The 21,553-nt window shown below is 59.4% G+C and carries 22 protein-coding genes; 18 read left to right on the top strand and 4 right to left on the bottom strand.

The window, feature by feature from the left end; translation table 11 throughout:
* The first annotated feature begins 197 nt into the window (after window positions 1–197).
* The 4 genes from ACP7E0_RS24970 to ACP7E0_RS24985 all read left to right on the top strand — a co-directional run bounded on the left by ACP7E0_RS24970 (window position 198) and on the right by ACP7E0_RS24985 (window position 4,440).
* The gene (locus tag ACP7E0_RS24970) at window positions 198–1,454 is read left to right on the top strand and encodes a glycosyltransferase family 4 protein (RefSeq protein WP_426128784.1); all 1,257 of its coding nucleotides are present in this window, start codon (window positions 198–200) and stop codon (window positions 1,452–1,454) included.
* 435 nt (window positions 1,455–1,889) lie between these two features.
* Window positions 1,890–3,239: a sensor histidine kinase gene (locus tag ACP7E0_RS24975; protein ID WP_426128906.1), complete on the top strand. Its 1,350-nt coding sequence runs from the start codon at window positions 1,890–1,892 to the stop codon at window positions 3,237–3,239.
* A complete protein-coding gene (locus ACP7E0_RS24980; RefSeq protein ID WP_426128786.1) occupies window positions 3,236–3,835 on the top strand; it encodes a response regulator transcription factor in 600 nt (199 codons plus the stop codon). Before ACP7E0_RS24975 ends, ACP7E0_RS24980 begins: the two co-directional genes overlap by 4 nt.
* A gap of 116 nt (window positions 3,836–3,951) precedes the next feature.
* Window positions 3,952–4,440 carry a GlcG/HbpS family heme-binding protein gene (locus ACP7E0_RS24985; protein WP_426128788.1) on the top strand — a complete coding sequence of 163 codons (489 nt, stop codon included), beginning with the start codon at window positions 3,952–3,954 and terminating at the stop codon, window positions 4,438–4,440.
* A 130-nt stretch (window positions 4,441–4,570) separates the two neighbouring features.
* Here the strand turns inward: ACP7E0_RS24985 and ACP7E0_RS24990 are convergent, their stop codons facing one another.
* Window positions 4,571–4,885: a DUF6074 family protein gene (locus ACP7E0_RS24990; RefSeq protein WP_426128790.1), complete on the bottom strand. Its 315-nt coding sequence runs from the start codon at window positions 4,883–4,885 to the stop codon at window positions 4,571–4,573.
* Between the two features lie 399 nt (window positions 4,886–5,284).
* Here ACP7E0_RS24990 and ACP7E0_RS24995 point away from each other — a divergent pair, with 399 nt between their 5' ends.
* Genes ACP7E0_RS24995 through ACP7E0_RS25005 form a run of 3 tightly spaced genes read left to right on the top strand, consistent with a single transcriptional unit; the run spans window position 5,285 to window position 8,129 of the window.
* Window positions 5,285–5,839, top strand: a complete 555-nt coding sequence (locus ACP7E0_RS24995; RefSeq protein WP_426128792.1) for a MaoC family dehydratase — start codon at window positions 5,285–5,287, stop codon at window positions 5,837–5,839.
* A complete protein-coding gene (locus ACP7E0_RS25000; protein ID WP_426128794.1) occupies window positions 5,839–6,999 on the top strand; it encodes a CaiB/BaiF CoA transferase family protein in 1,161 nt (386 codons plus the stop codon). Before ACP7E0_RS24995 ends, ACP7E0_RS25000 begins: the two co-directional genes overlap by 1 nt.
* Complete coding sequence (locus ACP7E0_RS25005; protein ID WP_426128796.1) at window positions 6,996–8,129, top strand: extracellular solute-binding protein; 1,134 nt, start codon at window positions 6,996–6,998, stop codon at window positions 8,127–8,129. The genes ACP7E0_RS25000 and ACP7E0_RS25005 overlap by 4 nt, the downstream gene beginning before the upstream one ends.
* Window positions 8,130–8,162: 33 nt before the next feature.
* Here the strand turns inward: ACP7E0_RS25005 and ACP7E0_RS25010 are convergent, their stop codons facing one another.
* Window positions 8,163–8,999, bottom strand: a complete 837-nt coding sequence (locus ACP7E0_RS25010) for an amidohydrolase family protein (RefSeq protein ID WP_426128798.1) — start codon at window positions 8,997–8,999, stop codon at window positions 8,163–8,165.
* A 105-nt stretch (window positions 9,000–9,104) separates the two neighbouring features.
* The gene (locus ACP7E0_RS25015) at window positions 9,105–9,890 is read right to left on the bottom strand and encodes an IclR family transcriptional regulator (RefSeq protein ID WP_426128800.1); all 786 of its coding nucleotides are present in this window, start codon (window positions 9,888–9,890) and stop codon (window positions 9,105–9,107) included.
* Window positions 9,891–10,059: 169 nt separating this feature from the next.
* Here ACP7E0_RS25015 and ACP7E0_RS25020 point away from each other — a divergent pair, with 169 nt between their 5' ends.
* The 11 genes from ACP7E0_RS25020 (at window position 10,060) to ACP7E0_RS25070 (ending at window position 20,289) form a co-directional block, all read left to right on the top strand.
* Complete coding sequence (locus tag ACP7E0_RS25020; RefSeq protein ID WP_426128801.1) at window positions 10,060–11,376, top strand: sugar ABC transporter substrate-binding protein; 1,317 nt, start codon at window positions 10,060–10,062, stop codon at window positions 11,374–11,376.
* Window positions 11,377–11,449: 73 nt separating this feature from the next.
* Window positions 11,450–12,346 (top strand): carbohydrate ABC transporter permease, encoded by an 897-nt coding sequence (locus ACP7E0_RS25025; RefSeq protein ID WP_426128803.1) that lies wholly within the window; start codon window positions 11,450–11,452, stop codon window positions 12,344–12,346.
* Complete coding sequence (locus tag ACP7E0_RS25030; protein WP_426128805.1) at window positions 12,346–13,212, top strand: carbohydrate ABC transporter permease; 867 nt, start codon at window positions 12,346–12,348, stop codon at window positions 13,210–13,212. Before ACP7E0_RS25025 ends, ACP7E0_RS25030 begins: the two co-directional genes overlap by 1 nt.
* A 4-nt stretch (window positions 13,213–13,216) precedes the next feature.
* Window positions 13,217–14,314 carry an ABC transporter ATP-binding protein gene (locus ACP7E0_RS25035; protein ID WP_426128807.1) on the top strand — a complete coding sequence of 366 codons (1,098 nt, stop codon included), beginning with the start codon at window positions 13,217–13,219 and terminating at the stop codon, window positions 14,312–14,314.
* 10 nt (window positions 14,315–14,324) lie between these two features.
* Window positions 14,325–15,437, top strand: coding sequence for a mandelate racemase/muconate lactonizing enzyme family protein (locus ACP7E0_RS25040; protein WP_426128809.1), 1,113 nt, complete (start codon window positions 14,325–14,327; stop codon window positions 15,435–15,437).
* A gap of 12 nt (window positions 15,438–15,449) precedes the next feature.
* Window positions 15,450–15,779, top strand: coding sequence for an L-rhamnose mutarotase (locus tag ACP7E0_RS25045; RefSeq protein WP_426128811.1), 330 nt, complete (start codon window positions 15,450–15,452; stop codon window positions 15,777–15,779).
* Window positions 15,772–16,857 carry a Gfo/Idh/MocA family protein gene (locus ACP7E0_RS25050; protein ID WP_426128813.1) on the top strand — a complete coding sequence of 362 codons (1,086 nt, stop codon included), beginning with the start codon at window positions 15,772–15,774 and terminating at the stop codon, window positions 16,855–16,857. Before ACP7E0_RS25045 ends, ACP7E0_RS25050 begins: the two co-directional genes overlap by 8 nt.
* Window positions 16,854–17,303 carry a MaoC/PaaZ C-terminal domain-containing protein gene (locus ACP7E0_RS25055; RefSeq protein WP_426128815.1) on the top strand — a complete coding sequence of 150 codons (450 nt, stop codon included), beginning with the start codon at window positions 16,854–16,856 and terminating at the stop codon, window positions 17,301–17,303. The genes ACP7E0_RS25050 and ACP7E0_RS25055 overlap by 4 nt, the downstream gene beginning before the upstream one ends.
* A 14-nt stretch (window positions 17,304–17,317) precedes the next feature.
* Window positions 17,318–18,052, top strand: coding sequence for an SDR family oxidoreductase (locus ACP7E0_RS25060; protein ID WP_426128816.1), 735 nt, complete (start codon window positions 17,318–17,320; stop codon window positions 18,050–18,052).
* A 24-nt stretch (window positions 18,053–18,076) separates the two neighbouring features.
* Window positions 18,077–18,922 (top strand): fumarylacetoacetate hydrolase family protein, encoded by an 846-nt coding sequence (locus ACP7E0_RS25065; RefSeq protein ID WP_426128818.1) that lies wholly within the window; start codon window positions 18,077–18,079, stop codon window positions 18,920–18,922.
* Window positions 18,923–19,011: 89 nt separating this feature from the next.
* Window positions 19,012–20,289 (top strand): L-fuconate dehydratase, encoded by a 1,278-nt coding sequence (locus tag ACP7E0_RS25070; protein WP_426128820.1) that lies wholly within the window; start codon window positions 19,012–19,014, stop codon window positions 20,287–20,289.
* Window positions 20,290–20,342: 53 nt separating this feature from the next.
* Here the strand turns inward: ACP7E0_RS25070 and ACP7E0_RS25075 are convergent, their stop codons facing one another.
* Window positions 20,343–21,386: a class I SAM-dependent methyltransferase gene (locus ACP7E0_RS25075; protein WP_426128822.1), complete on the bottom strand. Its 1,044-nt coding sequence runs from the start codon at window positions 21,384–21,386 to the stop codon at window positions 20,343–20,345.
* Between the last annotated feature and the right edge of the window lie 167 nt (window positions 21,387–21,553).

A 21,553-nucleotide genomic window follows, 5' to 3' on the forward strand; every position in this document is an offset into this window, starting at 1 on the left:
CGAAAGGCGTAGCTTTACGGTGGGTATCGATGCGCCCTACGGCGGATGCCCGCTTCTTCAAGCACTCACGCCTGCGCTCTTCCATCAAAGGGGGAGCTTGATAGCGCTGATCAATCACGCAACTCTGACGGTATTCAGAGCGCGCTTGCCAAGGACTTCGGTATGTCTGCGGAGCCGGCCAGGAACAGAGGAACGCAATGCGCCTTCTCGTCTACCCGCATGACCTCTCGATCGGCGGCAGCCAGATCAACGCCATAGATCTTGCGGCAGGAGCCGCTGGTGCTGGACATGATGTCATCGTTTACGGCATTCCAGGGCCGCTCGTTGACTACATAGCCGAACGCAAGTTGCTGTACATTCCGGCAAGCCCCCTCCACTATCGCCCCGCGCCGACCCGGATCGCACAACTTGCCAAGATTGCCTTTCAGAACAAGATCGACCTCATCCACGCCTACGAATGGCCGACATGCCTTGATGCCTACTATGGTGCTTCGCTGCTTCTCAATGTGCCGGTGCTTTGTACGGTCCTGAGCATGGAAGTGATGCCTTTCGTTCCACCATCCGTGCCACTGATCATGGGAACCGCTGATCTGGGTGAAGAAGCGCTGAAGACCCACCGTAGCAACGTCTGGGTTCTGGAGCCGCCCATTGATGTTGAGCGGGACAATCCCGGCATAGACGGTAGCTATTTCCGCCGCAGACATACCTCTTCGACGGAGAACTTTCTCATCGTCAGCGTCTCGCGCCTCGCGCTCGATCTCAAGCTTGATGCGCTGGTTCGTGCCATCGACGCCGTTGATCTGCTTGCCGCATCGTATCCGCTGAAATTGGTCCTGGTTGGCGACGGTCCAGCCCGCGAGGCGCTGGAAGCACGGGCAAAGGCCGTCAATCTGCGGCATGGACGGGCTGTCGTCGTCCTTCCCGGCGCGGAAATGGACCCCAGGGCCGCCTATGCCGGCGCCGATCTGGTGGTTGGTATGGGAAGCTCGGCCTTGCGCGCGCTATCGATCGGCCGGCCGGTGATCGTTCAGGGGGAAGAAGCGTTTTCCGAGATTTTTGAACCGAAAACCTATGATCTTTTTCTGAAGCAAGGGTTTTATGGCCTGGGCGACGCAAGGCCGGGCGCGCATCAGCTTGCGCGACAGATCGAAGAATTGGTTGTCGATCCACGCCGGCGTGCGGAACTCGGCATCTTCGGTCGGCGCATGGTCACTGAACGTTTCAGCTTGCGGCGAGCCATCGATTTGCAGCTGGGTATCTACCAGGAGGTTTTGGCCAACCCGCCACGCAGAAGCCTGGCTGATGCCGCTCGCTCAGCCCGCCTTGCCCTGGAGTTGGAATTTGCAAATCATGCCCCCTCCCGGAAACGCAACCGCAAAACCCGCGAAAGCGCTGTTCTGGACGCCGCTCGATCTGGACGCTGGCCGCCTCAGGCTGTCGAACACGGCCGTTAGAGGCGGGGCGTAGCGCCAAACAGGCCGAAAATCCGAAGCGCGCAGGCGTGCATTGATCGTCACCCCATCTCCGGCAATCGGTTCTAGGGTTACACCCTGCCATCCCTTGACAGGTTTATGCGTGATATCACCGGATTGTCTGTATCCTCTCCGGTAAGGTGAGCTATGGTAGTGCTTGCTGGCTCCCCCAATGCAGATTGAGTTTGCGTGACGAAAACCACTTTCAGATATTGGCTTGCCGGCGTTGGGCTTTGGCTCGCGGCGGTTTTCTCGTTTGCGTTCTATACAATCGATACGACTGAGCAGCACCTGTCCGATGAGCTGGAGGCGACCGGCCGGACCCTGCATCGCCTGATCTCGCAACGCGTGGCGCAGCATGATGCGCATATGACCAGCCTGATCGCCGTCACCAGCGGCGGTGCCGTCCGCCAGGTGATGGAGAGCATTACCCGGTTTTATCCGCGCATTGTTTGGATTGCGCTTGTTTCACTCGAGAGTGATGACACCTCGGCATCCCCTGGCGGCACCGTGATCAGGCCGCTGTTGGAAGTGCCTGATGGCGAGAACCAGGACCTTTCTCCGCTGGCAAACGAAATCGCCCGGCAGAGACCCGGAAAGATCAGTGTTTACCAAGGCCGTAACGGCCGGTACCTTTTGGCAAAACGGGCGCCGGCACCGTCCAATGCGGCAGTCGTGCTTGCCATCGATGCGCGGCTTTTGCTGGAGCCAGAAGAGCGGCCTGCATGGGCACGGCTCAGACTGATATTGGACGGGCAAGCTTTGCTCGACGTGCCGGCGGTGGACGCTGGAGATGCCCGTTTGCCGTACATCGCCGAGCCGCATTTTGAATCGGTGATCGACGGCGAAAGCCAGCGCCTATCCCTTACGCTCGACAGGCCGGTATCACTTGCGGACTTTTTGCCGGTGAAACAGCTGTTGGGCTTTGCCGCTGTGAGTGGGCTGGCTTTGTTTGTGATGATGTTTGCGCTGCGTCAACGCGCGGTCACGATGGAGTCACAGCGGACGATCCAGAAAGTAGAAGCTCGCGCCCTCCTGCGGGAGCGCGAGACGCTGCTTGCGCATGCTTCGCGCGTCAACGCGATGGGGGAAATGGCATCTGGGATTGCCCATGAACTGACGCAGCCGCTGACTGCGATTCTGAGCCGCAGCCAGGCCGCGCTCCGGCTGGCCAGCGCGGACAAGCCCGATATCCGGCCAATCTCCGAAGCACTGGAAATCAATGTGCGCGAAGCCAAGCGGGCCGGAGAGATGCTGAAACGCATGCGCGATTACGCCTCCAACAGAGCACCGAAACCGGTTACAAGTTCAATCAACGCAATCGTCACCGAAACCGTGGCCCTTACCGCAGCCGACCTCCGGCAACGGGGTATCAGTCTGGAATGCGGCCTGGCGCCGGAGCCGGTGCAGGCCTTAGTCGATGCCATCGAGCTGGAGCAGGTGCTGCACAATCTGATCCGCAACGCGGCCGATGCACTGGAAGGTGCTGGAGCCAAGGCAGCGCTCATCCGCATCGAGACTGAGGCGGTGAACGGCGAGGTCCAGATCGTGGTCGGGGACAACGGTCCGGGGATTACGCCCGATGCGCTGCAAAAGCTGTTTCATCCGTTCTTCACCACCAAACCGGAAGGCATGGGCCTCGGCCTGTCCTTGTGTGCAACGCTGGTGGAACGCGTCGATGGAAGAATAGAAGCGGCAAATATCCCCGGCAGCGGCGCAAGTTTCACCATCTTCTTGCCTGAAGCACAGGCACAGGACACGGCATGAGCCAACATCGGGTTTACCTTATCGACGACGACGAGGCTGTTCGCGAAGCGATCGCCTTTCTGCTCGGCACCTACGGCGTCAGTGTCGAGACCTTTGGCGACCCCAGGACGTTCCTGGCCCATATCAACGAGGAAAAGCCGGGTTGCATTTTGGTCGATCTTCGCATGCCGCTGGTTTCGGGATTGCAGCTCCATGCACAACTCACTGGGCGCGGTATCGACTGGCCGACGATCATGATCACCGGCCACGGCGACGTCGTAGCCTGCCGGCGTGCCTTCAAGGTGGGGATCCAGGACTTTTTGACCAAGCCGGTCGATGGCGAAGTCCTTATCGAGGCCCTACAGCAGGCATTTGCGAGCCTGGACGCTCATCTGGAAAGGCGCGAGGCGCGGTCACAGCTTGCGCGACTGACCGAGCGCGAACGCGAGGTCCTCGACATGGTCGCCGGCGGCTGGGCGAGCAAGGAGATTGCAGCAGCGCTCGGCGTGTCGGCACGAACCATCGACGCGCACAGGGCAAAGATCGCCGAAAAGCTTAACACCACGTCGGTGGCCGAGTTCGTCCGGCTGACTCTGGCCGACAAGGGGGCGTCATAGGTAGTTCTACCGAGACAACGTGGTGGTATCGCGGATTCTGCGATCCCTGTGGTTTTGATAGGTCTCGGCTCGAACAAGCGAAACGCTTTTTCCGAACAAGGGACTGGAACCACGCCATGATCAAGAGCTTTCTTCTCGCCACGTCGACAATCGTCCTCACCATCAGCGCCGCCCAGGCGGAGTTGCTGACCGAAAAAAATATCCCGTCGAGCCTTGCAGTTGAGATCGCCAGCAATGCTGTTCAGGCTTGCGCCGCAGACAAGTACAATGTGACTGCCGCCGTTGTAGACCGCGCTGGCGTTCTACGCGCCCTCGTCCGGGCCGACAATGCAGGACCCCATTCGGTCGAGGCCGCCCGCGCCAAGGCTTATACCTCGGCATCGTCGCGCACACCGACATCGAAGATGGCCGAGAATGTTGCCAACAACCCTGCGGCGGCCCAGCTCGTCAGTATTCCCGGTTTCCTGGTGCTTGCCGGCGGCGTGCCGATCAAGGCTGGTGACGTGACGATCGGCGCAATCGGCGTCGGTGGCGCTCCCGGCGGCAATTTCGACGAGGCATGCGCTGTTGCCGCGATCAAGAAAGTCGCCGACCAGCTGAAATAAGCACAGTTTCAATCCAAAAACCTCGCCTCCGGCTGCCACCGGGGGCGAGGTTCGTTTTGCGATTGGAGCGTTTCAGTCACACGATTTCGGGCAACTGCGGAGCAATCACTGCTGGTCTGGAATACTGCGATTATTGATTGAGACCGTAGCCGCTATGCGCCTCGGCGGCCAAGCGGTCAGAATAGCGCCGCATCATTTCCACCTGGACTTCCGTCTGGAAAGCCATGACCTGGTTGCGGATGGCATCTTCGGAGCATCCCAGATTGCTCAGCCGTTCCGCCAGCGCACGGCACTCGGTTTTCCAATACTGCAGAGCCTCGTTGCCATGGACATTTTCCAGCTCGCGGGCGCAGCGTCTGATGGTGCTTGCCTGTCCCGACAGAGGAAACGGCACGACCCGTTCTTCCATTTCCGAAAAACGCACATCCATCAACGCAGCACTCATCAGGCGGTTCTCCATGTTGGTGATTCTGATTTACAAAGCATATAGTTAACGCTTGGTATCCAGAGCGCGGCTTTGCCAATTTTAGCGGCCGAAACACCCATTTCGGATCGGATAAAGTGTGGAGTGGCTGAGCCAACCAATAATTCCCAGCATCGTGTCACAGCCGTCTGCCGGCGTTCACACCGCTGCACCGAGGCCTCTCCAGCGCATTCCTCCTCCGTACCGTGGCACCTACTTTTTGACGAACCGTTCACAGTCGCCTGGGCAAACACGAGGGCCAAAGCGTGAGGTTGCCCCTTGCAAAAATCATCCATATGTGAAAATATTCTTTAAATAAGAAAACTGGAGGACGCACATGGACATCATTTGGTCGGCAGTAATTTACGAGGGGTTCACGCGATGAGCGCCGCCGCACCAACCGTGGGCGTGTCCTCGACCCACCCTTCGGACATGCCAACGGACCATGCGTCGCTGCCTGTCTGGAACGCCGAAAACTGGCTCTATGAAGATTGGCCGGTCGGCCAGCGCATCCGCTCTTTGCGGCGCACGATGGCCGAGGGCGACAGCCACATGTTCAACATGCTGGTCACCGATATTCACCCTTACGTTCAGGACCAGATGTTTGCCGAGCGCGAAGGCATTTTCGGCAAGCGGCTGATTGCCGGTGCCTTCGTGTTTTCAGCCGGCCTTGGGCTTGTCGCCACCAACTGCGTCAATGCTTTTTCCTATGGCTATGACAAGCTGCGCTTCATCAAGCCGGTCTTCATCGGCGACACCATCTACACGATCCGCACCAACCTCGATAAACGCCCGCGCTACAAGGACATGGGCCTGATCCGCGCTAGCTATGAGGTGTTCAAGGGCGAAGGCGAACTGGTGCTCTACTGCGAGCATCTGCAGACCGTGAAATACAAGAACCCGGCCGATCTTGCCGGCAAGACGGAAAAACAATAATGTCAGCCGATACCGACCTTCCCCTCGCCGGTCTGATCGTCGTCGATCTCAGCCAGTTTCTCTCCGGCCCCTACTGTTCCCTGCGGCTGATGGATCTCGGCGCCCGCGTCATCAAGATCGAGCGGCCCGATGGCGGCGACCTCTCACGCCGCCTCTATCTCAGCGATACCGAGATCGGTGGCGATTCCACCATCTTCCATGCGATCAACCGGGCCAAGGAAAGCCTGGCCCTCGATCTGAAGGACGAGAAGGATCTGGCCTCGCTGCGGAAATTGCTCGCCAGGGCCGACGTGCTGATCCAGAATTTCCGGCCCGGTGTTATCGAACGTCTCGGGCTCGATTACGAGGTAGTGAAGGCGATCAATCCGCGCCTCGTCTACGCCTCGATCAGCGGCTACGGCGAGGAAGGTCCCTGGGTCAAGCGGCCGGGACAGGACCTTTTGGCGCAATCGCGTTCGGGCGTGATGTGGCTGAACGGCGATGAGGATCAGGGGCCGGTTCCTTTCGGTCTGGCGATCGGCGACATGCTGGCCGGTGCTGCGCTCGCCCAGGGCATTCTGGCGGCGCTCGTCCGGCGCAGCATCAAGGGAACCGGCAGCCATGTCGAAACCAGCCTGCTCGAAGCTCTGGTCGATTTCCAGTTCGAGGTTTTGACGACCCACCTCAACGATGGCCGGCGGCTACCAAAGCGGGCAAATTTCCGCAGCGCCCACGCCTATCTCTCCGCACCCTACGGCGTCTATGCAGCGGCCGACGGCTATCTCGCCATCGCCATGACGCCGATCCCCAAGCTTGCCGACCTGCTCTGCATGGATGAGCTTGCGCGTTACCGCAACAACTCATCCACCTGGTTTACGGCTCGCGACGAGATCAAGGCGCTGATCGCCAAGCGCATCGTCACCAAGACCACCGATGAGTGGTTGGCAATTCTCGAACCGGCCGATATCTGGTGCGCCCGAGTGTTGAACTGGAACGAGCTTCTGGCGAGTGATGGCTTTCAGGTTCTCGACATGCTGCAGACCGTCACCCGCGAGGACAATATTTCGATCACCACGACGCGCTCGCCGCTGCGCGTCAACGGCGTGCGGGCCAAGGTAGATCGCGCCGCACCACGCATCGGTGAACACAGCCAAGCCATTCGCGAAGAGTTTGGCCTATGACCATCACACTCAAAGGCATGACCTGGAACCATCCGCGTGGCTACGATCCGATGGTCGCCTGCTCGCACCGCTGGTTCGATGAAGCCGGCGTCAGGGTCGAATGGGAAAAGCGGTCGCTGCAGGATTTCGAGACGTTTCCGGTCGAGGAATTGGCAAGGCAGTTCGATCTCATCGTCATCGATCACCCGCATGTCGGTCAGATCACTCACGAGAAATGCCTGCTGCCGCTGGATATCGCCGGACGCGAAAGCGAGCGAGGCGCGTTGGCGGCCGCCAGTGTCGGCCAATCCTTTTCCAGCTATACCTGGCAGGGCCGTCAATGGGCATTCCCGATTGATGCAGCAACGCAGGTTCAAGCCTGGCGCCCTGATCTGCAGGCCGCGCCGACCGCCAACTGGGCCGAGGTACTTGAATTGGCGCGTTCAGGAAAAGTCCTCATTCCACTTCGCCCGCCGCATTCGCTGATGAGCTTTTATACGCTCTGCGGCAATCTTGGGCGGCCCTGCGCCGTCGAAGGGCCGGGTGAACTGATCGACATCGGCACGGGCGCGCAAGTTTTCGAAATGCTGCGCGAAATCGCCGCTCTGATCGATCCGGCCTGTTTCGAGATGGACCCGATCGCGGTTCTCGAGCGGATGGCGGCGCCCGAGACAAAAGCTGTCGTCTCGCCGCTGATCTATGGTTATGTAAGCTATTCGGTGAAGGATTTCCGGCCGGGCGTCCTCCGTTTCGGCGATATTCCGCCGGCGGGCAAGAGCGGGCCGGTCGGCTCAGCGCTGGGCGGAACCGGCATTGCCGTCTCGGCTTTTTCCAAAAACCCGGACGCTGCCATCAATTTTGCCTATTGGATCGCCAGCGGCGAAGTTCAGAAAGCCGATTATGCCACTGGTGGCGGCCAACCTGGCCATGCGCACGCATGGGAAGATGCGGTCGTCAATGTCGCCACCGCCGACTTCTATCGCGCCACCCGCGCAACGCTCGATGCTGCCTGGGTCAGGCCCCGCCACGACGGCTATATGTCCTTCCAGCAAGCGGCATCGGACCGCTTGAACAAAGGCCTGTTACAGCGTCAACCGGCCAGGACGGTCGTCAGTGACATCAACCGATTGTTTGCTGAGAGCTTTCGATAAGAAGCAGGCCGGCGGATCACGCCGGCCGCCTGATTAGAGCCGCCAAAGTTTCTTGGCGTTGCCCGACAAAAGCTTCTCGCGCTCGCCTTGCGAACAACCGGTCAGCAGCGCGTGGGTCGCGGCCATCCAGGTCGACAGGCCACCGCCCAGCGTGCAAACCGGCCAGTCGCTGCCCCAAACGACACGATCCCAACCGAATTGCGCGATGGTGTGCTCGACATAGGGGCGAAGCGTCTCGACAGACCAGCTTTCCGCTTCGGCATACGCAACGACGCCCGAAATTTTGGCGGTTACATTTTGGCGTTTGGCGATCTCGGTCATATTGTCCCGCCACGGCTGCACCGCGCTGGACGCGATGGCTGGGACGCCACAATGGTCGAGGATGAACTGAACGTGCGGTGCCAGGTCGGCAAGCGCAATGGCTTTGGGGATCTGATGCGGCAGGACGCAGAGGTCGAAGGACAGGCCGGTTCCGCCAAGCCGTTTGATATTCTCGCGAAACAGCGCGCCTTCCGACACATCATCGGGAACGACATGCAGCACGCGACGGAAACCTTTGACGAACGGGTTGGCTCGCTGACGCTCGAGATAGGCGGCAAAAGCCGCCTCTTCCGGACGGCAGGCGGCGATAGCGCCGGCAATCAGGTTTTCGGGGCGCTTGGAAAGATCCTGGACATAGTCGATTTCAGCTTCGGCCTGCGTCGTATCGACATCGACCTCCATATGAATGGCGGCGCCAATGCCGCAGCGTTTTGCCTCTGTCGCATAGGTTTCATAGAGAAAATCTCGATCAAGCGCCGGTACGCCCGATAGCCACGGATAGGCAAGAGCTGCCCTATCGATCAGGTGCAGATGGGTGTCGATGATCATCGTCCGTGTCCTCCCAAGCGTGGCAACCGACTATTTCACACAAGAAGATATTATTCAAATAAGAATTTTGGCGCGCAACCACGCTTCATTCCACTGGAACGGTGCTCATTCCGTGTGATTGACGTCCGATCCGGCCAGCAGCGAAAGCTGGGCAGCCGTCTTTTGCAGGAGCGCAATGCTCTCGGTGATATCGGGTGCCGATGGGGCGTTGACCAGCGCGATATAGGGGCAGGTCAATGCGGCAATGCCGCGGCCGTCAGGTCCCAGGATCGGGGCAGAAAGGTTGTAGACGCCGGCGGTCTGGGCGCTGGCCATCATTTCGTAGCCACGCTGGCGGATGCGATCGAGCCGTTCGAGAAAGTCGTCGGACAGCGGTGGCTCCGACTGGCTTTTGACATGCTCTGAAATCATCATCTGGCGTTCTTCTTCACTACGGAAAGCGAGCAGAACATGGCCAGATCCGGTATCGAACAGACTGATATGCGAGCCGACCCGGATCGAGATCCCCCAGTAATCTGGAGCTTCCTGCTGGGCAATCACCACGGCAAAGCCACGATCGAACACCGCCAGATGGTTGGCCTGGCGGCTGCGTTGGGCAAGATCGCGCATCAGCGGCGTCGCATAGGATGCCAGTCGCCGGACCGGCGCATGCAGTTGCGCCAGGCCGAACAGCTTGAGCGTCAGCGAGTAGCGGTCACCATCAATCCGCGTCACGTAACCACGCCGCACCAGCCGGTCGAGCATGCGGTAGAATTCGTTCGGACTGCGCTCCAGCTTCTTGGAAATCTCGGCCTGCGTCAGGCCGCCATCGACGCCGGCCAAAAGCTCGAGAATATCAAGCCCCTTGTCCAGCGCTGGTGCGCGGTATCTGTCGGATTCATCAGCGTCCATCAACACATCCCCCTGTGAATGAATTACTTCATATACGCATACGAGGCGCGCCACAAAGCAAAGTTGCGGCTTGACGCAAGGGTACATTTGCTGTTTGTATATAAATCAATTCCTCACAAATGAGGAATTCCCGCCATTGGGAATGGTGTGGACGTGAGGAGGAGAAATCATGAACAAGCTGCTTTCCGGCGTATCAGCCGGAGTAATGTTGTTTGCCTGCTCGGTCGCGGCACAGGCCGCAGACCTGCCCGGTAAATTCGACGGCGTGACCATCGATGCGAAGCTCATCGGCGGCCAGCAATACGAAAAACTCTATGAGCGCATCGGCGAGTGGGAAAAGGCGACAGGCGCCAAGGTCAACATCCTCTCGAAGAAGAACCATTTTGAGCTCGACAAGGAAATCAAGTCGGATATCGCCACCGGTGGCCTCAGCTGGTGCGTCGGCTCGAACCATTCGTCGTTCGCGCCGCAATATCCGGATATCTACACCAACCTGACGCCGCTGATCCCGGCCGAGGAAATCGCCAAGTTCGTGCCAGCACTGATTGCCGCCTCGACCCTCAACGGCAAGCTGGTGATGCTGCCGCGCGCCCAGTTCGACGTTTCGGCACTCTATTACCAGAAGAGCCTCTATCAGGACGAAGCCAAGAAAACGGCCTTCAAAGCCAAATACGGCTACGACCTGACGCCGCCTGATACCTGGGCGCAGGTCTCCGACCAGGCCGAGTTTTTCTCCTCGCCGCCGACATTCTACGGCACGCAGTTTGCCGGCAAGGAAGAGGCGATCAACGGCCGCTTCTACGAGATGCTGGTTGCCGAAGGCGGCGAATATCTCGACAAGGATGGCCGCCCGGCCTTCAATTCAGACGCCGGCGTGCGCGCGCTCGACTGGTTCGTCAATCTCTACAAGAACAAGGCCGTACCGGCCGGCACCACAAACTATCTCTGGGACGATCTCGGCCAGGGCTTCGCGTCCGGCTCGATCGCGCTTAATCTCGACTGGCCTGGCTGGGCGAGCTTCTTCAACGACCCAAAATCTTCCAAGGTTGCCGGCAATGTCGGCGTGAAGGTTCAGCCAGCGGGTTCGTCCGGCACGCGCACCGGCTGGTCCGGTCACCATGGTTTCTCGGTCACGGAATCCTGCGCCAACAAGGAAGCCGCTGCATCACTGGTCTGGTGGCTGACCAACGAAGACAGCCAGAAGCTGGAATCGGCGACCGGTCCGCTGCCGACACGCAGCGCCGTCTGGGATTTCAACATCAAGGCCGCCGAAGGCGACACCTACAAGACCGAAGTGCTGCAGGCCTTCCTGGAAGCGGCAAAGCATGCCTTCCCGGTTCCGCAGACAGCCGAATGGATCGAGATTTCCAACTCGGTCTATCCGGAACTCCAGGCTGCTATCCTTGGTGACAAGACATCCAAGCAGGCGCTTGATAGCGCCGCCGAGAAAGCCACGACCATACTGCAGGATGCCGGCAAGCTTTGATTGAACTGACGCGGCGCAACGGCTTTCGCCGTGGCGCCGCTTTCAATTTCCGGCGCAAATCAAAGGGGGCGACATGAAACTTTCCAGATTATCGGCACCGGTGCTGCTGCTGTTTCCTGCGTTCCTGGTTCTTGCGGCAGTCGTCGTCGTGCCTCTGGCGCTCTCCTTCTATTCGAGCTTCACGCCGTTCCGCCTCACCAAGCCGGAATCGCTCTATGTCTTCATCGGCCTGCGCAACTATATCACCGTCATTTCGAGCTGGGATTTCTGGGTCGCGTTCGGCCGCACGGTGCTGTTCCTGACGATTGCGCTCAATGCCGAAATGCTGCTCGGCCTCGGTCTTGCGCTGCTGGTCTCCAAGGCCGTGCGCGGCCAGCGGCTGCTGCGCACCATGATGATGTTTCCGATGATGTTTTCGCCGGTACTCGTCGGTTTCCAGTTCAAATTCCTGTTCAATGACAATATCGGCCTGATCAACAACGGCCTGCAGGCGTTGGGGCTGACCGACCAAGCAATTCCGTGGCTGATCAATGGCAATCTGGCGCTGTTTTCGATCACCGTTGCCGAAGTCTGGTCTTCGACCTCCGTCTTTGCCATCCTAATCCTTGCCGGGCTTCTGGCGATGCCGCGGGATCCGATCGAGGCAGCTCATGTCGACGGCTGCACGCCGCTGCAGACCTTCCGCTACATCACCTGGCCGTATCTCATGCCGTTCGCCTTCATCGCCATGACCATCCGTTCGCTCGACGTTGCAAGAGCCTATGACATCGTCAAGATCATGACGGATGGCGGCCCCGCCAAGCGCACCGAGCTTTTGTGGACTTTGGTCGGACGCACCGCCTATGGCGACGCTCGCATGGGGTTGGCCAATGCCATGGCCTATTTTGCCATCGTGCTGTCGATCCTCTTCACCGTCTATTTCTTCCGCAAGCTCGCAGCCGCGCGCCAGCAGATCGGAGCTGAGTGGTAATGGATATCAATTCGTCCCACCGCCTGCGCAAGCGCCTCTATTCGCTCGCCCATATCATCACGCTGTTTGTGGCGATGCTGCTCATCTGCCTGCCCGGCTTCTGGATCATCCTGTCGTCGCTACGCCCGACTGTTGAGATCATGGCAAAGCCGCCCGTCTGGATTCCGCAGGAACTGTCGCTCGACGCTTACCGATCGATGTTTTCTGGTGCCGGCCAGGGTGGCATTCCGGTCTGGTCTTATTTCCGCAATTCGTTGATCGTCTCGATCACCTCGACATTTATTGCGCTCGGGATCGGCATGGCCGGCGGCTACGCCTTCGCGCGCTACAGGTTCAAGGGCAAATCGGCGATCTTCCTCGGCTTCATGCTCACCCGCGCCGTGCCCGGGATCGCGCTGTCACTGCCTTTGTTCATGATCTTTGCCCGCACCGGCATTATCGATACGCATTTCGCACTGATCCTCACCTATGTTGCGCTCAACGTACCCTTTACCATCTGGCTGATCGACGGCTTCTTCCGGCAGGTGCCGAAAGATCTGGCGGAAGCTGCCCAGATCGACGGCTGCACGCGCTGGCAGGCTTTCTGGCAGGTGGAGTTTCCGCTGGCCGGCCCCGGCATCGCCTCGGCGGGTATCTTTGCCTTTCTGATCTCGTGGAACGAATATGCGCTGGCGTCGCAGATCACCCGCTCGGTAAATTCAAAGACGCTGCCGGTCGGCCTGCTCGACTATACCGCCGAGTTTACGATCGACTGGCGCGGCATGTGCGCGCTGGCCGTCGTGATGATCATCCCGGCGCTTACACTCACCTTCGTCATACAAAAACACCTCGTCTCCGGCCTCACCTTCGGCGCGGTCAAAGGATAATTTCATGGCTCCCGTCAGTCTCAAGAAACTGGTCAAGCGCTACGGCGCGCTGGAAGTGGTGCACGGTATCGACCTTGAAGTGAAGGACCGTGAGTTCATCGCCCTGGTCGGCCCGTCCGGATGCGGAAAATCAACGACACTGCGGATGATCGCCGGACTGGAAGATGTCAGCGGCGGCACGATCGAGATTGGTGATAATGTCGTCAACGACCTGCCGCCCCGCGCCCGCAACATTTCCATGGTATTCCAGTCTTATGCGCTCTATCCGCACATGACCGTTGGCGAAAACATGGGCTTTTCGCTGAAGATCGCCGGCCGGCCGATCGAGGAGATCAAGGAAAAGGTGGCGGATGCCGCCGCCATTCTCGACCTTTCCCATCTGCTCGAACGCCGCCCCTCGCAGCTTTCCGGTGGCCAGCGCCAGCGCGTGGCCATGGGCCGGGCAATCGTCCGGCGCCCGGATGTGTTCCTGTTTGACGAGCCGCTGTCCAATCTCGACGCCAAGCTTCGCACGCAGGTCCGCACCGAAATCAAGAAACTGCATGCCCGCATGCAGGCAACGATGATCTATGTCACGCATGATCAGGTCGAGGCGATGACGTTGTCCGACCGCATCGTCATCATGCGCGACGGCCATATCGAGCAGATCGGCACGCCGGAAGAGGTGTTCAACCGCCCGCTGACCAAGTTCGTCGCGGGTTTCATCGGCTCGCCGCCGATGAACATGGACGACGTGACGGTTGCCGACGGCAAGCTGGTCTTCGCCAGCGGCGCCACCCTGCCAATCCCGCCGAAATTCCGCCCGAGCCTGACGGCCGGTCAGAAGCTGACTTTTGGACTTCGGCCCGACGATTTCTTTCCAACCGGTCATGGCTTGAATTCCGGCGATGCCGAGGCGGTTGCCGAACTGGAGCTGCCGGTTTCCATCACCGAACCGCTGGGGAACGAGACGCTGGTCTTTGTCGGCTTCAACGGCCGCGATTGGGTGTCGCGTATGCTCAACCCGCGCCCCCTGCCCTCCGGCCAGACCATCAAAATGAGCTTTGATCTTTCGCAAGCGCACCTGTTTGACCTGACGACCGGCAAGAGCCTGGTAGCCTGAGGAACTTTTGATGGCCCGTATTGAAAAAATTGAACTGCGCATGGTCGACCTTCAACCAAAGGCGAAGCGCACAGACGCGATCCAGAGCTTCGTCAGCCAGGAAACTCCTTTCGTCACCATTACGGATTCTGACGGTGCAACGGGTACCGGCTATAGCTATACGATCGGCACGGGCGGTTCCTCGGTCATGCGGCTTTTGTCGGACCATCTCGTGCCGCTGTTGATCGGCGCGGATGCCGATTGCATCGAGGCGATCTGGCACAAGCTGGAATTTGCCACACACGCAACGACGATCGGCCCAATCACCGCGCTGGCGCTCGCCGCCGTCGATACAGCACTTTGGGATCTGCGGGCGAAGAAGCAGAACCTTCCCCTGTGGAAACTGGCCGGTGGCGCCCGCGACCGTTGCCCGCTCTACACGACCGAAGGCGGATGGCTACATATCGACAAGCAGGCATTGGTCGATGACGCGCTACAGGCGAAGGCCAAGGGCTTTTCCGGCTCGAAGATCAAGATCGGCCGGCCACACGGTTCGGAAGATTACGACCGGCTGTCCGCCGTGCGAGCAGCCGTCGGCCCAGCTTTCGAGCTCATGACCGATTGCAATCAGGGTTTTGCCGTCGATGAAGCGATCCGGCGGGCCGGGCGCTTGCAGGAGCTTGATCTTGCCTGGATCGAGGAGCCGCTTCCCGCCGACGATCTCGATGGCCATATCCGTCTTTCCCGCTCGACCAGAACGCCGATTGCGGTCGGTGAATCGATGTATTCGATCCGCCATTTCCGCGAATATATGCAGAAAGGCGCTTGCTCGATCGTTCAGGTCGACGTTGCCCGTATCGGCGGCATCACGCCGTGGCTGAAGGTTGCCCATACGGCGGAAGCCTTCGACATTCCCGTTTGCCCGCATTTCCTGATGGAACTGCATGTCAGCCTCGTTTGCGCGATACAGAACGGCAAATATGTCGAGTATATTCCCCAGCTTGACGATCTGACGGAAAAGCGCATGGAGATTGTCGACGGCAAGGCGCTCGCCCCATCCGAGCCGGGCATCGGCATCGCCTGGGACTGGGATGCGGTCAAGTCGCGCTCGGTCGAAGAGTTTACCCGCGAATTCCTGGCCTGACGGGAGACGGTTATGCTGCGCATGAGCATGGTGATCGGGCTTGAGCCGACAAAGGTTGCGGAGTACACGCAGCTGCATGCCGCCGTGTGGCCGGAGATCCTTGCCCTGATCTCGGACTGCAACATCAGCAACTACTCGATCTTCCTGAAGGAGCCGGAGAACCTGTTGTTCGGTTATTGGGAATATACCGGCAGCAATTTCGAAGCCGACATGGCCAAGATGGCGGCGCATCCGAAAAACAAGGAATGGTGGTCGGTCTGCATGCCCTGCCAGAAGCCGCTTGCCACCCGCAAGAACGGCGAGTGGTGGGCGATGATGGAAGAGGTTTTTCATCATGACTGAGCGTTTCGATCCGGCAACGCTTCGCCAATGGTGGCCAAAGCCTGCAGCACCATGCCCCATCGTCATTTTCGGCGCCGGCAGCATCGTCGGCGACGCCCATCTGCCGGCCTACAAGAAGGCCGGTTTCCCGGTCGCCGGTCTCTACGATCCGAATGCTGACAAAGCGCGCGCACTGGCACAAACCTGGGGCATCCGCGCTTTTGCCAGCCAAGATGAAGCGCTCGCGGTCAAGGACGCCATCTTTGATCTTGCGACGCCTCCGGCAACACATACCGCCATCCTGTCGAAACTGCCGCCTGGCGCTGCAGTACTTATCCAGAAGCCGATGGGTTCGGACCTTGCCGCCGCAACCGAAATCCTCAATATCTGCCGCGCCCAGCAGCTGAAGGCTGCGGTCAATTTCCAGCTGCGTTTCGCGCCGATGATGCTGGCCCTAAAAGATGCGGTCGAGCGCGGTTTCCTTGGCGAAATCGTCGATTTCGACGCTTGGCTGGCGTTGGCGACACCGTGGGGCTTGTGGCCTTTCCTCAAGGGCCTGCCGCGTATCGAAATTGCCATGCACTCGATCCACTATCTGGATTTCATCCGCGGTCTGATCGGCAATCCGCTCGGCGTTCACGCCAAGACCATCGGCCATCCGAACCATGACGTGGCCCAGACCCGCACGGCCGCCATCCTCGATTATGGCGACAGGCTGCGTTGCGTTCTTTCGGTCAACCATGACCATGAATTCGGCCGCAAATTCCAGGCCTGCGAGTTCCGCATTTCGGGCACGAAGGGCGCCGCCTATATCAAGCTCGGCGTCAATCTCGACTATCCGCGCGGTGAACCGGACGAGCTCTGGATTCGCCCGGCAGGTGGCGACGAATGGGTTTCCGTGCCGCTGCAAGGCGCATGGTTTCCGGATGCCTTTGCTAATCGCATGGCCAACCTGCAGCGTTTTGCCACCGGCGAGGTCGACGTGCTGATCGGCTCCGTCGAGGATGCCTGGCAGACTATGGCCCTGGTGGAAGCCGCCTATCAATCCAGCGCGCAGCCAGCGACGCCAATTGCGCCGCTACCGGGATTTGAACCATGAGCGAACAGATCATCCATTTCGAAGAGTACGAACTCGGCTCCGTCCGGCTGACCACCGGCCGAACCATCACCGAGACCGATTTCGTCGTTCATGCCGGCCATACCGGCGATTTCTTCCCGCATCACATGGATGCCGAATTCGCCAAGACTTTACCCGGAGGCCAACGCATCGCCCATGGCACGATGATCTTTTCGATCGGTGTCGGCCTCACCGCATCGCTGATCAATCCGGTCGCATTTTCATACGGCTATGATCGATTGCGGTTTGTTCGTCCCGTCCACATTGGTGATACGATCCGCACGCGCGTCACCATCGCGGCCAAGAATGACGACCCGAAACGGCCGGCATCCGGCCGTGTCACCGAACGCTGCGAAGTTATCAACCAACGCGGGGAAGTCGTGCTCGCCGCCGACCACATTCTTATCGTCGAACGCAAGAAAACCTAAAAGAGGCCAATGACATGACCGCCAAACTGATCGGCAAGAAAGTCCTGATCACCGCTGCAGCGCAAGGCATAGGCCAGGCGTCCGCCCTCGCCTTCGCCCGCGTGGGCGCGACTGTCCATGCCACCGACATCAACGTCGACGCGCTTGCCAACCTGGCCAAGGAACCGGGCGTCTCCACCCACATTCTCAATGTGCTGGAAGCCGATGCAGTTTCGACGCTGGTTGCCGAAATCGGTGACATCGATGTGCTGTTCAACTGCGCCGGCGTCGTTCATGGCGGCTCGGTCCTGGAAATGAAGGACAGCGATCTCGAATTCGCCTTCGATCTCAACGTCAAGGCGATGATCCGGACCATTCGCGCCGTGCTGCCCGGCATGCTGACGCGCGGCGACGGTTCCATCGTCAACATGTCGTCTGTCGCCTCCAGCATCAAGGGCGTGCCGAACCGCTTTGCCTATGGCGTCACCAAGGCTGCCGTCATCGGCCTGACCAAGGCCATCGCCGCCGATTATGTCGCGCAAGGCATCCGCTGCAACGCCATTTGCCCCGGCACGGTCGAAAGCCCGTCGCTACAGGAACGCATGCGCTCGCAGGGCGATTACGATACCGCCCGCGCCGCCTTCATCGCCCGCCAGCCGATGGGCCGGCTCGGCACGCCGGAAGAGATCGCCGACCTCGCGGTCTATCTCGCCGGCGCCACCTATACGACCGGCCAGGCCTACGCCATCGACGGCGGCTGGACGATTTGACGCCTTAAAACAGGAAACACGCTCATGAAACTTCTTCGCTATGGCGCACCCGGCACTGAGAAGCCCGCAATGCTCGACACCGACGGCGTCATCCGTGACCTTTCGGCTCATGTCACCGATATCGGCGGCAAGGATATAGATCCCGCGGCACTTGCCGAGTTGGCAAAGCTCGATCGGGCAAGCCTGCCGGTCGTCGGCGGTACGCCACGCATCGGCCCTTGCGTCACCGGCACCGGCAAATTCATCTGCATCGGCCTCAACTATGCCGACCATGCGGCCGAATCGGGCATGGCAGTTCCGCCGGAACCCGTCGTTTTCATGAAGGCGACCTCGGCGATTGTCGGCCCGAATGATGATCTGCTGATCCCGCGCGGTTCGGAAAAGACCGACTGGGAAGTCGAACTCGGCGTCGTCATCGGCAAGACTGCCAAATATGTCTCCGAAGCAGATGCCCTCGATTATGTCGCCGGCTATTGCACCGTTCACGATGTTTCCGAGCGCGCCTTCCAAATCGAACGCTCCGGCCAGTGGACCAAGGGCAAGTCCTGCGACACGTTCGGCCCGATCGGCCCCTGGCTGGTGACGAAGGACGAAGTCGCCGATCCTCAGAATCTCGGGCTCTGGCTGAAGGTCAACGGCGAAACCGTGCAGAACGGCACGACCAAAACCATGGTCTACGGAGCGGCCTTCCTCGTTTCCTATCTCAGCCAGTTCATGTCGCTGCATCCCGGCGACATCATTTCGACAGGTACGCCGCCCGGCGTCGGCATGGGCATGAAGCCACCGCGCTACCTGAAACCCGGCGATATCGTGGAACTCGGCATCCAAGGTCTGGGAAGCCAGAAGCAAACCACGCGAGCAGATATCTAACCGGTTGGCCGGTGCGGGGCTTCTCTGCACCGGCCAATTCAAAATCCCATGACCACAGCCTGCCGCCCATACTTTTTCGGAGCAAACCCATGACCCGCATCACCGATCTCCGCGTCTTCGACCTGCGCTTCCCCACCTCGCAAAGCCTGGACGGTTCGGACGCGATGAACCCCGATCCGGATTATTCCGCGGCTTACGTCATTCTCTATACCGACACGGACAGGCTCTCCGGTCACGGTCTGACCTTCACCATCGGCCGTGGCAACGAAATCTGCTGTGCGGCCATCAATGCGATGAAGCACCTGGTCATCGGCGCCCAACTCGGCGAGATCCTTGCCCATCCCGGCAAATTCTGGCGCCACCTGACCGGCGACAGCCAGCTCCGCTGGATCGGCCCGGACAAGGGTGCGATGCATCTTGCCACCGGCGCTGTCGTCAATGCCGTGTGGGACCTGCTTGCCAAACAGGCGGGCAAACCCGTCTGGCGGCTAATCGCAGACATGCCGGCCGAGCAGATCGCCGATATTGTTGACTACCGCTATTTGACCGATGTGCTCACCCGCGATGAGGCCGTTGCCATTCTCAAGCGCGCAGAGGCGGGCAAGGCCGAGCGCATCGCAACGCTCGAGGCAGAGGGATACGCCTGCTACACCACATCGGCCGGCTGGCTTGGATATGACGATGAAAAACTCCGCCGCCTGTGCCAGGAAGCGATCGATGCCGGCTTCAACCACGTCAAGATGAAGGTCGGCCGCGATCTCGACGACGATATTCGCCGCCTGCGCATCGCCCGTGACGTCATCGGCCCGGACCGCTATCTGATGATCGATGCCAATCAGGTCTGGGAAGTCGATGAGGCGATCGAATGGGTCAATAAGCTGGCTTTTGCCAAGCCATTCTTCATCGAGGAACCGACCAGCCCCGACGACATTGCCGGGCACCGCAAGATCCGCGCAGGCATTGGCACCGTCAAGGTCGCGACGGGCGAGATGTGCCAGAACCGCATCATGTTCAAGCAGTTCATCGCCGAGGGCGCGATCGACATCGTCCAGATCGATTCATGCCGCATGGGCGGCCTGAACGAAGTGCTTGCGGTTCTTCTGATTGGCGCAAAATATGATCTGCCGGTCTGGCCACATGCTGGTGGTGTCGGGCTGTGCGAATATGTCCAGCATCTGTCGATGATCGATTATGTTGCCGTATCTAGTACCAAGGACGGCCGGGTGATCGAATATGTCGACCACCTGCACGAACACTTCATCGATCCGTGCGTCATCGAAAACGCCGCCTATATGCCACCGAAGGCAGCAGGCTTCTCAATCGAGATGAAACCCGCGTCGATCAATCAGTACCTGTTCCAGAAATAAGCTGGAACCGGGGCCATTCTGGCCCCGGTTTTCGTTTCGAGCGAAATGCGCTTTCACTGACGTTTTGTAATCAAACCATAGACGATGTTACGGTTGGCACCGAACTGCACACTCGCTTCGAACTCATCGCGCCCCGCACTTGCGTGGATAATGTTCCACATATGAACTTCCGAGCGCAGTAGCAGCGCCCAGTTCATGAACGTCTCCATATAGCCGTCGACCTTGATATCGGTCGCAAAGTTGGCAAACAGGAATACGCCGTTCGGTTTCAACATCTCCAGGCAACGCTGCGTGAGCTTCACCGCGACATTCTCGGCGAGATAGTCATAGAGGCCTGCCGCATAGACGAAATCGAACTGGCCGAGCCTGTGACCCTTGGTGAGGATACCGCGGACGGAACCGTCGATAGCCTCGACGCCACTACCGGCGAAGTCGCGCCTGATCGAGCCGACACTGATCGGGTCCTGATCCAACGCAACCCACCGCTTGATCCGCCGTCGGCGCAGAGCAACGGAGTTGTTAGCTTCCCGCAAGTGGCCGGCGGCGATCGTGAGGACTTCCGTGTCGCTACCGCGTTTTTCCGCGATATCATCCACATGCTGGGTCAGCAGATCACGGCGTTCCCGCACCGCAACCGACGAGGACGCATCCTTGGTGTAGTCGTACAGGACTCTTCCAAGCGGTGAAGCCTTGGCGATGTCGCTCTCAACGCTTGGGTGACCATAGATGAAGTCAAGCAACTGAGCGTCGCCGGAATAGCCCCTTGGCTTGGTAAAGGACCAGCGAGTGAACGGATCCTGAAGAAAGTACTCCGATACCGGGTGGTTCTGCGCGATGGGGATAAGTTCTTGCCAGACGCTGGGATGAAACTTAGCGCGTGTCTCATGAAGCGTTCCGGCCAACCGGTGAATGATCTCTGCCGGATCCCTGCCATATTCAAACTGCTGCCTGGCGATCTGCAAGATCAGCGCCATCTCCGCTTTGCCAGTTGCCAGTTGCTCGCTATACAACGCCCCCTTGGATGAGCCGAATTCGGCGGCCATCGCCTCGGGCGTTATTAGACTTTCACCATCAAACACGACTTTAAGTTGGCTCACGCTGCACCCTATACCCGTTAATAGACTGTTTACCGTAATCAGCAAAATGACTTGATTTGCAAGATTTTGTACAGCACGAAAAATTTCTCGTGCACGCTTCCTTGTCCGGTAACGTCGGGTGTTTCGGCGGCATGTGTCGGTTTAATTTAACGAAAACTTCACGGGCA

The organism is Pararhizobium sp. PWRC1-1 (assembly GCF_049897905.1).
Lineage (GTDB): Bacteria > Pseudomonadota > Alphaproteobacteria > Rhizobiales > Rhizobiaceae > Pararhizobium.

What these genes read in the sequence shown, in the direction of transcription:
- ACP7E0_RS24970 (WP_426128784.1), top strand. Translation starts at nt 198, where the DNA reads ATGCGCCTTCTCGTCTACCCGCATGACCTCTCGATCGGCGGCAGCCAG.
- ACP7E0_RS24975 (WP_426128906.1), top strand. Translation starts at nt 1,890, where the DNA reads ATGGAGAGCATTACCCGGTTTTATCCGCGCATTGTTTGGATTGCGCTT.
- ACP7E0_RS24980 (WP_426128786.1), top strand. Translation starts at nt 3,236, where the DNA reads ATGAGCCAACATCGGGTTTACCTTATCGACGACGACGAGGCTGTTCGC.
- ACP7E0_RS24985 (WP_426128788.1), top strand. Translation starts at nt 3,952, where the DNA reads ATGATCAAGAGCTTTCTTCTCGCCACGTCGACAATCGTCCTCACCATC.
- ACP7E0_RS24990 (WP_426128790.1), bottom strand. Translation starts at nt 4,885, where the DNA reads ATGAGTGCTGCGTTGATGGATGTGCGTTTTTCGGAAATGGAAGAACGG.
- ACP7E0_RS24995 (WP_426128792.1), top strand. Translation starts at nt 5,285, where the DNA reads ATGAGCGCCGCCGCACCAACCGTGGGCGTGTCCTCGACCCACCCTTCG.
- ACP7E0_RS25000 (WP_426128794.1), top strand. Translation starts at nt 5,839, where the DNA reads ATGTCAGCCGATACCGACCTTCCCCTCGCCGGTCTGATCGTCGTCGAT.
- ACP7E0_RS25005 (WP_426128796.1), top strand. Translation starts at nt 6,996, where the DNA reads ATGACCATCACACTCAAAGGCATGACCTGGAACCATCCGCGTGGCTAC.
- ACP7E0_RS25010 (WP_426128798.1), bottom strand. Translation starts at nt 8,999, where the DNA reads ATGATCATCGACACCCATCTGCACCTGATCGATAGGGCAGCTCTTGCC.
- ACP7E0_RS25015 (WP_426128800.1), bottom strand. Translation starts at nt 9,890, where the DNA reads ATGGACGCTGATGAATCCGACAGATACCGCGCACCAGCGCTGGACAAG.
- ACP7E0_RS25020 (WP_426128801.1), top strand. Translation starts at nt 10,060, where the DNA reads ATGAACAAGCTGCTTTCCGGCGTATCAGCCGGAGTAATGTTGTTTGCC.
- ACP7E0_RS25025 (WP_426128803.1), top strand. Translation starts at nt 11,450, where the DNA reads ATGAAACTTTCCAGATTATCGGCACCGGTGCTGCTGCTGTTTCCTGCG.
- ACP7E0_RS25030 (WP_426128805.1), top strand. Translation starts at nt 12,346, where the DNA reads ATGGATATCAATTCGTCCCACCGCCTGCGCAAGCGCCTCTATTCGCTC.
- ACP7E0_RS25035 (WP_426128807.1), top strand. Translation starts at nt 13,217, where the DNA reads ATGGCTCCCGTCAGTCTCAAGAAACTGGTCAAGCGCTACGGCGCGCTG.
- ACP7E0_RS25040 (WP_426128809.1), top strand. Translation starts at nt 14,325, where the DNA reads ATGGCCCGTATTGAAAAAATTGAACTGCGCATGGTCGACCTTCAACCA.
- ACP7E0_RS25045 (WP_426128811.1), top strand. Translation starts at nt 15,450, where the DNA reads ATGCTGCGCATGAGCATGGTGATCGGGCTTGAGCCGACAAAGGTTGCG.
- ACP7E0_RS25050 (WP_426128813.1), top strand. Translation starts at nt 15,772, where the DNA reads ATGACTGAGCGTTTCGATCCGGCAACGCTTCGCCAATGGTGGCCAAAG.
- ACP7E0_RS25055 (WP_426128815.1), top strand. Translation starts at nt 16,854, where the DNA reads ATGAGCGAACAGATCATCCATTTCGAAGAGTACGAACTCGGCTCCGTC.
- ACP7E0_RS25060 (WP_426128816.1), top strand. Translation starts at nt 17,318, where the DNA reads ATGACCGCCAAACTGATCGGCAAGAAAGTCCTGATCACCGCTGCAGCG.
- ACP7E0_RS25065 (WP_426128818.1), top strand. Translation starts at nt 18,077, where the DNA reads ATGAAACTTCTTCGCTATGGCGCACCCGGCACTGAGAAGCCCGCAATG.
- ACP7E0_RS25070 (WP_426128820.1), top strand. Translation starts at nt 19,012, where the DNA reads ATGACCCGCATCACCGATCTCCGCGTCTTCGACCTGCGCTTCCCCACC.